Annotated in this window: 6 protein-coding genes and 1 pseudogene; 4 read left to right on the forward strand and 3 right to left on the reverse strand. The window is 71.7% G+C overall.

All coding sequences use genetic code 11. The annotated features are described in order from the left end of the window. From ACFUEL_RS32100 to ACFUEL_RS32110, 3 genes and pseudogenes are all read right to left on the reverse strand, one after another. A pseudogene (locus tag ACFUEL_RS32100) lies at positions 1-193 on the reverse strand (amino acid transporter); the annotation flags it as partial. Next, the gene (locus ACFUEL_RS32105) at positions 190-1,437 is read right to left on the reverse strand and encodes a pre-peptidase C-terminal domain-containing protein (RefSeq protein WP_380240486.1); all 1,248 of its coding nucleotides are present in this window, start codon (positions 1,435-1,437) and stop codon (positions 190-192) included. The pseudogene ACFUEL_RS32100 and the gene ACFUEL_RS32105, both read right to left, overlap by 4 nt. A gap of 23 nt (positions 1,438-1,460) precedes the next feature. Beyond that, complete coding sequence (locus ACFUEL_RS32110; RefSeq protein ID WP_380240488.1) at positions 1,461-2,432, reverse strand: ABC transporter substrate-binding protein; 972 nt, start codon at positions 2,430-2,432, stop codon at positions 1,461-1,463. A gap of 353 nt (positions 2,433-2,785) precedes the next feature. Between ACFUEL_RS32110 and ACFUEL_RS32115 the strand changes: the two genes are divergently transcribed. The 4 genes from ACFUEL_RS32115 to ACFUEL_RS32130 are packed head-to-tail and all read left to right on the forward strand — an operon-like array spanning position 2,786 to position 6,665. After that, positions 2,786-3,736: an ABC transporter substrate-binding protein gene (locus tag ACFUEL_RS32115; RefSeq protein ID WP_380240490.1), complete on the forward strand. Its 951-nt coding sequence runs from the start codon at positions 2,786-2,788 to the stop codon at positions 3,734-3,736. A 1-nt stretch (position 3,737) separates the two neighbouring features. Next, positions 3,738-4,688 (forward strand): amino acid ABC transporter permease, encoded by a 951-nt coding sequence (locus ACFUEL_RS32120; protein ID WP_380240492.1) that lies wholly within the window; start codon positions 3,738-3,740, stop codon positions 4,686-4,688. Between the two features lie 16 nt (positions 4,689-4,704). Next, positions 4,705-5,457: an amino acid ABC transporter ATP-binding protein gene (locus ACFUEL_RS32125; RefSeq protein WP_380240496.1), complete on the forward strand. Its 753-nt coding sequence runs from the start codon at positions 4,705-4,707 to the stop codon at positions 5,455-5,457. Beyond that, the gene (locus tag ACFUEL_RS32130) at positions 5,454-6,665 is read left to right on the forward strand and encodes a M20/M25/M40 family metallo-hydrolase (RefSeq protein WP_380240494.1); all 1,212 of its coding nucleotides are present in this window, start codon (positions 5,454-5,456) and stop codon (positions 6,663-6,665) included. Before ACFUEL_RS32125 ends, ACFUEL_RS32130 begins: the two co-directional genes overlap by 4 nt. Positions 6,666-6,700 lie beyond the last annotated feature (35 nt).

The raw sequence follows: 6,700 nt of genomic DNA on the forward strand, positions 1-6,700 counted from the left end.
GCCCGGAGATGCCGTACGCGACGACGATCGAGGGACCGGCCGCGGCGATGCCCGCACCCGAGCCGACGAAGAGCCCCGCTCCGATCACACCGCCCAGGGCGATCATCGACAGGTGGCGCTGCTTGAGTCCGTGGGTGAGCGCGGAGTCGGCGGCGGGGGCGGTGGCGTCCGTGGGGGGCGGCGCGGAGGTCAGCTCTTGGTGATGCCGCAGGAGTAGGCCGCGCTGCCCGAGCCGCTGTACGCCTCCAGGTCGGCGTAGTAGGTGCCGCTGCTGGTCGCCTTCCAGCTCAGCGACTCGCCCGCACCCTTGCCGTCGTTGACCGAGCGGGTCAGGGTGCTGCCGTTCGCGTTCAGGAAGTACAGGTCCGCGTCGTAGGCGGCGGGGACCGTGCAGGTGACGGTGGCGGTCTGGCCCGAGGTCAGGGACAGCTTGTAGTAGTCGCGGTCCGAGGCGGACTTCATGCTGCCGGTGACGGTCGCCGGGTAGGTGAGACCGGTGAGGTCGTTCGCGGTGCCGGTGCTGTCGTTCGGCTCGGTCTCGGTGAAGGAGGAGCCGGTGCCCGTGCCGCCACCGCCGCCGCAGTCGGTGACCGGGGTGCCGGAGTACAGGTTGGCGTCGGGGGTGCCGTTGGTCACGCTGCGGGTGTAGTAGCCGCAGGTGGGGCGGTCCTTGAAGTCGAAGGTCTGTCCGGCGGTCAGGTGCCAGATCTTGAAGTTCGAGTAGGTGAGGGGCTTGCCGGGGGCGGCCTGCTCGGGCTGGTGGTCGCCGAGCACCACGTAGGCGTCCGAGCCGGAGAGGGTGGCCAGGCCGTTCTTGTCCAGGAACAGCGAGCCGCCGCCCTGTTCGACGCCCACGCCCCACGCCTTGCCGGAGGTGGTCAGGCCGTCCTTGACCGCGCGGGCGACGAAGGCCATGGTGCGGCCCATCCGGTCGCGGGTGACGAAGTGCGAGTCGTTGATCGTGTCCGCGTAGTTGGGCCAGGCGAACATGCCGGTGGTGAAGGTGACGCTGCGGTCGTAGGGGTCGGCCAGCGCGGTCGCGGAGTCGGTGCTCGCGGTGCAGGCGTCGTAGACGACGGCGCTGTTGATGTGGTGGCCGGCGCTGCCGCCGCCCGAGCCGCCGCCCTTCGCGACGACCGACTGGACGGAGGACTGCAGCGAGGTCCCCTTCCAGGAGGCGTAGACGCACTGGTTGCCGCCGGCGAAGTACACGAACTCGGCGTTGCGCACGTCGGTGTTGACCTGGGCGTTGTTGCCGTCGGTGGCGGAGGTGACGACGTCGGTGGTGCAGGAGTTGACGCCGGACAGCCCCATGAACACGTCGCACTCGGGGGTCTGGCTGCTGCCGCTGGAGGCGGAGTCGGCCAGCACCGTGACGTCGATGCTGCCGCTCCCGCCGGTGATGGCGGCGATCGCCTTGGCGGCGGTGGCGGGCACCACGGCCCCGGCCGGCGGGGGTGTCAGTCGAGGGCGCCGTTGATCGTGGCCTGCGGAATGGCGATGCTGGGCACGTGGTAGGCGTCGAGGATCTTGCCGTACGAGCCGTCGTCCATCAGGGACTGGAGCGCGGCCTGAACGGCCTCCTTCAGTCCGGGGACGGACTTGGAGACGCCGATCCCGATCGGTGAGGCGCTGGTCGGCCCGACGGCCGCCTTGCCGAGCACGGTGTCGAACGTGCTGCCCCCGTCCGCGGTGTCCGCCACGTAGGCGGCCGTCACCTCGTCGAGGAAGTCGGCGGAGACCTTCCCCGAGCGCAGTGCGAGCTGCGCCTCGGAGTCCTTCGGGAAGGCGAGGACGGTGATCGGCGGCCGGCCCTCCTGCCTGCAGAGCTCCTGGCGCTGGTCGAGGATCTTCTGGTGGTTGGTGCCGGCCTGCACCGAGACGCTCTTGCCGCACGCGTCGGTGACCACCTCGATGCCCTCGGGGTTGCCCTCCTTGACCAGCCAGCCCGGCCCGGCGTTGACGTAGTCGACGAAGTCGACGGCCTCCTCGCGCGCCTTCTTGTCCGTCATGGCGGACATGACGGCGTCGAACTTGCCGGCCTGCACCGCCGGGAGGAGGCCGTCGAACTTCTGGCCGGTGAACTCGAACCGGACGCCCAGCCGGGCGCCGATCGCCTGGCCCATGTCGTAGTCGATGCCGGTGATCTCCTGGCTGCCCTCGGAGGCGTACATCTCGAACGGCGGGTAGGGGACGTCGGTGGCGACGCGGACCCGGCCCGCCTTCCTGACCGCCTCGGGCAGCTTGTCGGTGAGCTTCGGGTCCGACGTGATCGCGACGCCCTTGACGACGGTGGTGGCCGGCGAGGCGGACCCGCTATCGCGGGCCGGGTCGGCGGCGGACGATCCGCAGGCGGTCAGGGCGAGGCCGCAGGCGGCCGCCAGGGTGGTGGAGGTGATCACTCTGATCGTGGCGGTGCGGGAGGAGGTCATGGGGGAGCCCTTCGGTCGTGCGCCTCGGAGGAGTGGGTGCGCGGCGCGAACAGAAGTTACACCTGTCGCAGGTTTGGCGAGCATGTATCGAGAGTTACATTCAGGCAACGGTGCCGAGGGCGGGCGGATGGCTGAAGTGGGCCGTACGGAATCGCGGTGGCTCCGGCTGGATGTAACGGCCTTCTGGGGTGTGGCGCTGGCCGACTGAGGGGCCATCAGCGTTTTTTCCGAGGTCCGTCGGGCGTTACGGATTCGTAACTCTCATTACATATGGCCACCAAGCTGGTTTGGCTGTAACGTCCTGGCTTGCGGCGCGGCCCCTCAGCGCCGCTCAGGTCCTCGAAAGGTTGCCCGTGAACTCCTCCGCCCCCCGCAGATCGGCCCTGCCGGCCGCCCTCGTCCTGTGCGGCTCCCTCGCCCTGACCGCCTGCGGGAGCAGCGGGACCGGCGCTCCCGCGGCGACCGGCCCGGTCACGGTCGCCGGTGTCAGCATCAGCGCCGACCCCGCCCTGCACGACGCGCTGCCCGACGCGGTCAAGAAGTCCGGCAGGGTCCGGGTCGCCACCGACGTCCCGTACGCGCCGTTCGAGATGTACGCCACCGAGGGCGGCAAGGAGATGACCGGCCTCGACCACGACCTCGGGCAGGCCCTCGGCGCCAAGCTCGGCGTCCGCTTCGAGTTCACCGCGCAGAAGTTCGACGGCATCGTCCCCGCCCTCCAGGCCGGCAAGTACGACGCCGCGATCAGCGCCATCACCGACAACAAGGAGCGCGAGCAGGTCGTCGACTTCGTCGACTACTCCGTCTCCGGCAGCGGCATCCTGGTCGCCAAGGGCAACCCGCAGAAGATCACCACCCTCGACGACCTGTGTGGCCACCCCGTCGCCGTGCAGAGCGCCACCAACCAGCAGAAGCTCCTGGACAAGCACCAGGACACGTGCCGCGAACTCGACAGGGGCGCCGTCGACGTCCAGACCTTCCCCAAGGACTCCGACGCCCAACTCGCCCTGCGCTCCGGCAAGGTGGTCGCCGACGTGCTCACCAAGCCCGCCGCCGGCTGGACCGCCAAGACCGCCGACGACGGCGCCGCGTTCGAGGTCGTCGACGACCCGGCCGCCCTCGGCGGCTACAACGCCTCCCCGAACGGCATCGCCGTCGCCAAGAACCTGCCGCAGCTGACCGACGCGGTGCAGAAGGCCGTGCAGGCCCTGATCGACGACGGCTCGCTCGCCAAGATCTACGACAAGTACGGCGTCGCCTCCATCGCCGTCAAGCAGGCCGCCAAGAACGGCGCGGTGGACTGACATGCCCGTCACCGAACGCCCCGCCGAGGCGGCCCCCGCCCGGCCGGACGACCTGGTGGCCGTCCCCGTCCGGCACTGGGGGCAGTGGACCGCCGCCGTCGTCGCCGTGCTCGGCCTGGTCGGCCTGGTCGGCTCGCTCGCCAAGAACCCGAACCTGAAGTGGGACGTCGTCGGCCACTACCTGTTCGCCGACCTGATCTTCGACGGCCTGTCCACCACCCTGTGGCTGACCGTCGCCGCGATGGCGGTCGGCCTGGTCCTGGGCACCCTGGTCGCCGTGATGCGGCTGTCGGACAACCCCGTCCTCTACGGGCTGTCCACCGGCTTCGTCTGGCTGTTCCGCGGCACCCCGCTGCTGGTGCAGATCCTCTTCTGGGGCTACGCCGCCGCGCTCTACAAGCACCTGATGATCGGCATCCCGTTCACCACGGTCACCTTCGTCGAGTTCGACACCAACGACCTGCTGCCCGCCTCCGTCGCGGCGCTGCTCGCGCTGGGCCTGAACGAGGCCGCCTACGCCTCGGAGATCGTCCGGGCCGGCATCCAGTCCGTCGACCCGGGCCAGACCGAAGCGGCCCACTCGCTGGGCATGAAGCCCGCCCTGACGATGCGCCGGATCGTGCTGCCGCAGGCGATGCGGGTGATCATCCCGCCGATGGGCAACGAGACCATCAACATGCTCAAGACCACCGCGTACGTCTCGGTGATCGCCGCGCACGACCTGATGTCCAACATCCAGGACGTCTACAACCAGAACTACCGGATCATCCCGCTGCTGGTGGTCGCCGCCCTCTGGTACCTGGCGCTGGTCACCGTGCTGTCCGTGCCGCAGGCATGGCTGGAGCGCCGCTACGGCCGCGGCACCGCCCGCGCCGGGCACACCTCCCCGCTGCGGCGGATGCTCACCGGCCTGCCCGGCCTGCTCCCCACCACCCGCGAACGGAAGGGCTGAACCGATGGCCCGCCCCATGGTGCACGCCGAGGGCGTGCGCAAGCACTTCGGCCGGCTGGAGGTCCTCAGGGGGATCGACCTGACCGTCGAACGCGGACAGGTCTGCTGCCTGCTCGGCCCGTCCGGCTCCGGCAAGTCGACCTTCCTGCGCTGCATCAACCACCTGGAGAAGGTCGACGGCGGACGCCTCACCGTCGACGGCGACCTGGTCGGCTACCGGCAGTCCGGCAACCGGCTGCACGAACTGCGCGAGTCCGAGGTCGCCGAGCGCCGCCGCGAGATCGGCATGGTCTTCCAGCGCTTCAACCTCTTCCCGCACATGACCGCCCTGGAGAACATCACCGAGGCACCGGTCCGGGTCGCCGGGACCAACCGCACCGACGCCCGCGCCGAGGCGCTGCGCCTGCTGGAGCGGGTCGGCCTCGCCGACCGCGCCGACCACTACCCGGCCCAGCTCTCCGGCGGCCAGCAGCAGCGCGTCGCGATCGCCCGCGCCCTGGCGATGAAGCCCAAGCTGATGCTGTTCGACGAGCCGACCTCCGCCCTCGACCCCGAACTCGTCGGCGACGTCCTGGACGTGATGCGCGACCTGGCCGCCGACGGCATGACGATGGTCGTGGTCACCCACGAGATCGGCTTCGCCCGCGAGGTCGGCGACACCGCCGTCTTCATGGACGAGGGCGTGGTCGTCGAAGCCGGCGACCCGCGCACCGTACTGGTCCGCCCGGAGCAGGAGCGCACCAGGGCGTTCCTCTCCAAGGTCCTGTGAGCGCCCCCGCCGAACCGGCGAACCGCGCCGCCGCCGCCGAACTGGCGGCCGCCGCCGAGCAGGCCCTGCCCCGCTACCTCGCCGACCTGGCCGAACTCGTCGCCATCGACTCCGGCTCCTACGACGCCGACGGCGTGAACCGGGTCGCCGACTGGTTCGAGCACCGGCTGCGCGCGATCGGGTTCAGCACCGAACGCACCACCCCCGGGCGGGTGGACGGGCACCGCTTCGGCGACGTGCTCGTCGCCCGGCTCACCGGGTCCGTGCCGGAGGAGGACGGCGGAGCGCGGATCGTCCTGATCGGCCACATGGACACCGTCTTCGAGGACGGCACCGCCGCCGCCCGCCCCTTCCGCGTCCAGGACGGCCGGGCCCACGGACCCGGCGTCAGCGACGACAAGGGCGGCCTGCTGGCCGGGGTCACCGCGGCCGAACTCCTGGTCCGGCACGGCCGGACGGCCTTCGCCGAGCTCGTCCTCCTCGCCACCCCCGACGAGGAGGTCGGCTCGCCGGCCAGCCGACCGGTCACCGAGCGCACCGCACGGGGGGCGCACTACGCGCTCGGCCTGGAGTGCGCCCGGGAGAACGGCGACCTGGTCATCGAGCGCAAGGGCGTCGCCGACCTGCTGGTCACCGTCACCGGGCGGGCCGCCCACGCCGGGATCGAACCCGAGCGCGGCGCCAACGCCGCCCTCGCCGCCGCCCACCTGGTGGTCGCCCTGCAGGCCCTCAACGGCACCTGGCCCGGCGTCACCCTGAACGTCGGCGTCGTCCGCGCGGGCACCCGCACCAACATCGTGTGCCCGCAGGCCGAGCTGTACGTCGAGGTCCGCGCCACCACCACCGCCGGCCTGGACACCGCGATCGCCGAGATCCGCGCGGCCGCCGCCCGGACCGTCGTCGAGGGCACCGCGGCCCGGGTCGACCAGCTGGACCTGTGCCCGCCCATGGAGCACACCCCGCAGGCGGCGGCCGTGCTCGCCGCGGCCCTGCGCACCGGCGCCGACCTCGGCCTGCGGATCCGCGGCGCCTCCACCGGCGGCGTCGGCGACGCCAACCTCACCTCGGGCCTGGGCATCCCCACGCTCGACGGCCTCGGCCCGGTCGGCGGGGCCGACCACACCCCCGAGGAGTGGCTCGACACCGCCGGCGCACCGGGCCGGATCGCCCTGCTGGCGATGCTCGTCGAGCGCCTCGGACGGCGCTGACACCCACCGGGTGTCCCACGACCGCCCGCGCGGGG

This window comes from Kitasatospora sp. NPDC057198 (assembly GCF_042670125.1).
In the GTDB taxonomy this organism is placed as follows: domain Bacteria; phylum Actinomycetota; class Actinomycetes; order Streptomycetales; family Streptomycetaceae; genus Kitasatospora.

What these genes read in the sequence shown, in the direction of transcription:
- ACFUEL_RS32110 (WP_380240488.1), bottom strand. Translation starts at nt 2,432, where the DNA reads ATGACCTCCTCCCGCACCGCCACGATCAGAGTGATCACCTCCACCACC.
- ACFUEL_RS32120 (WP_380240492.1), top strand. Translation starts at nt 3,738, where the DNA reads ATGCCCGTCACCGAACGCCCCGCCGAGGCGGCCCCCGCCCGGCCGGAC.
- ACFUEL_RS32125 (WP_380240496.1), top strand. Translation starts at nt 4,705, where the DNA reads ATGGTGCACGCCGAGGGCGTGCGCAAGCACTTCGGCCGGCTGGAGGTC.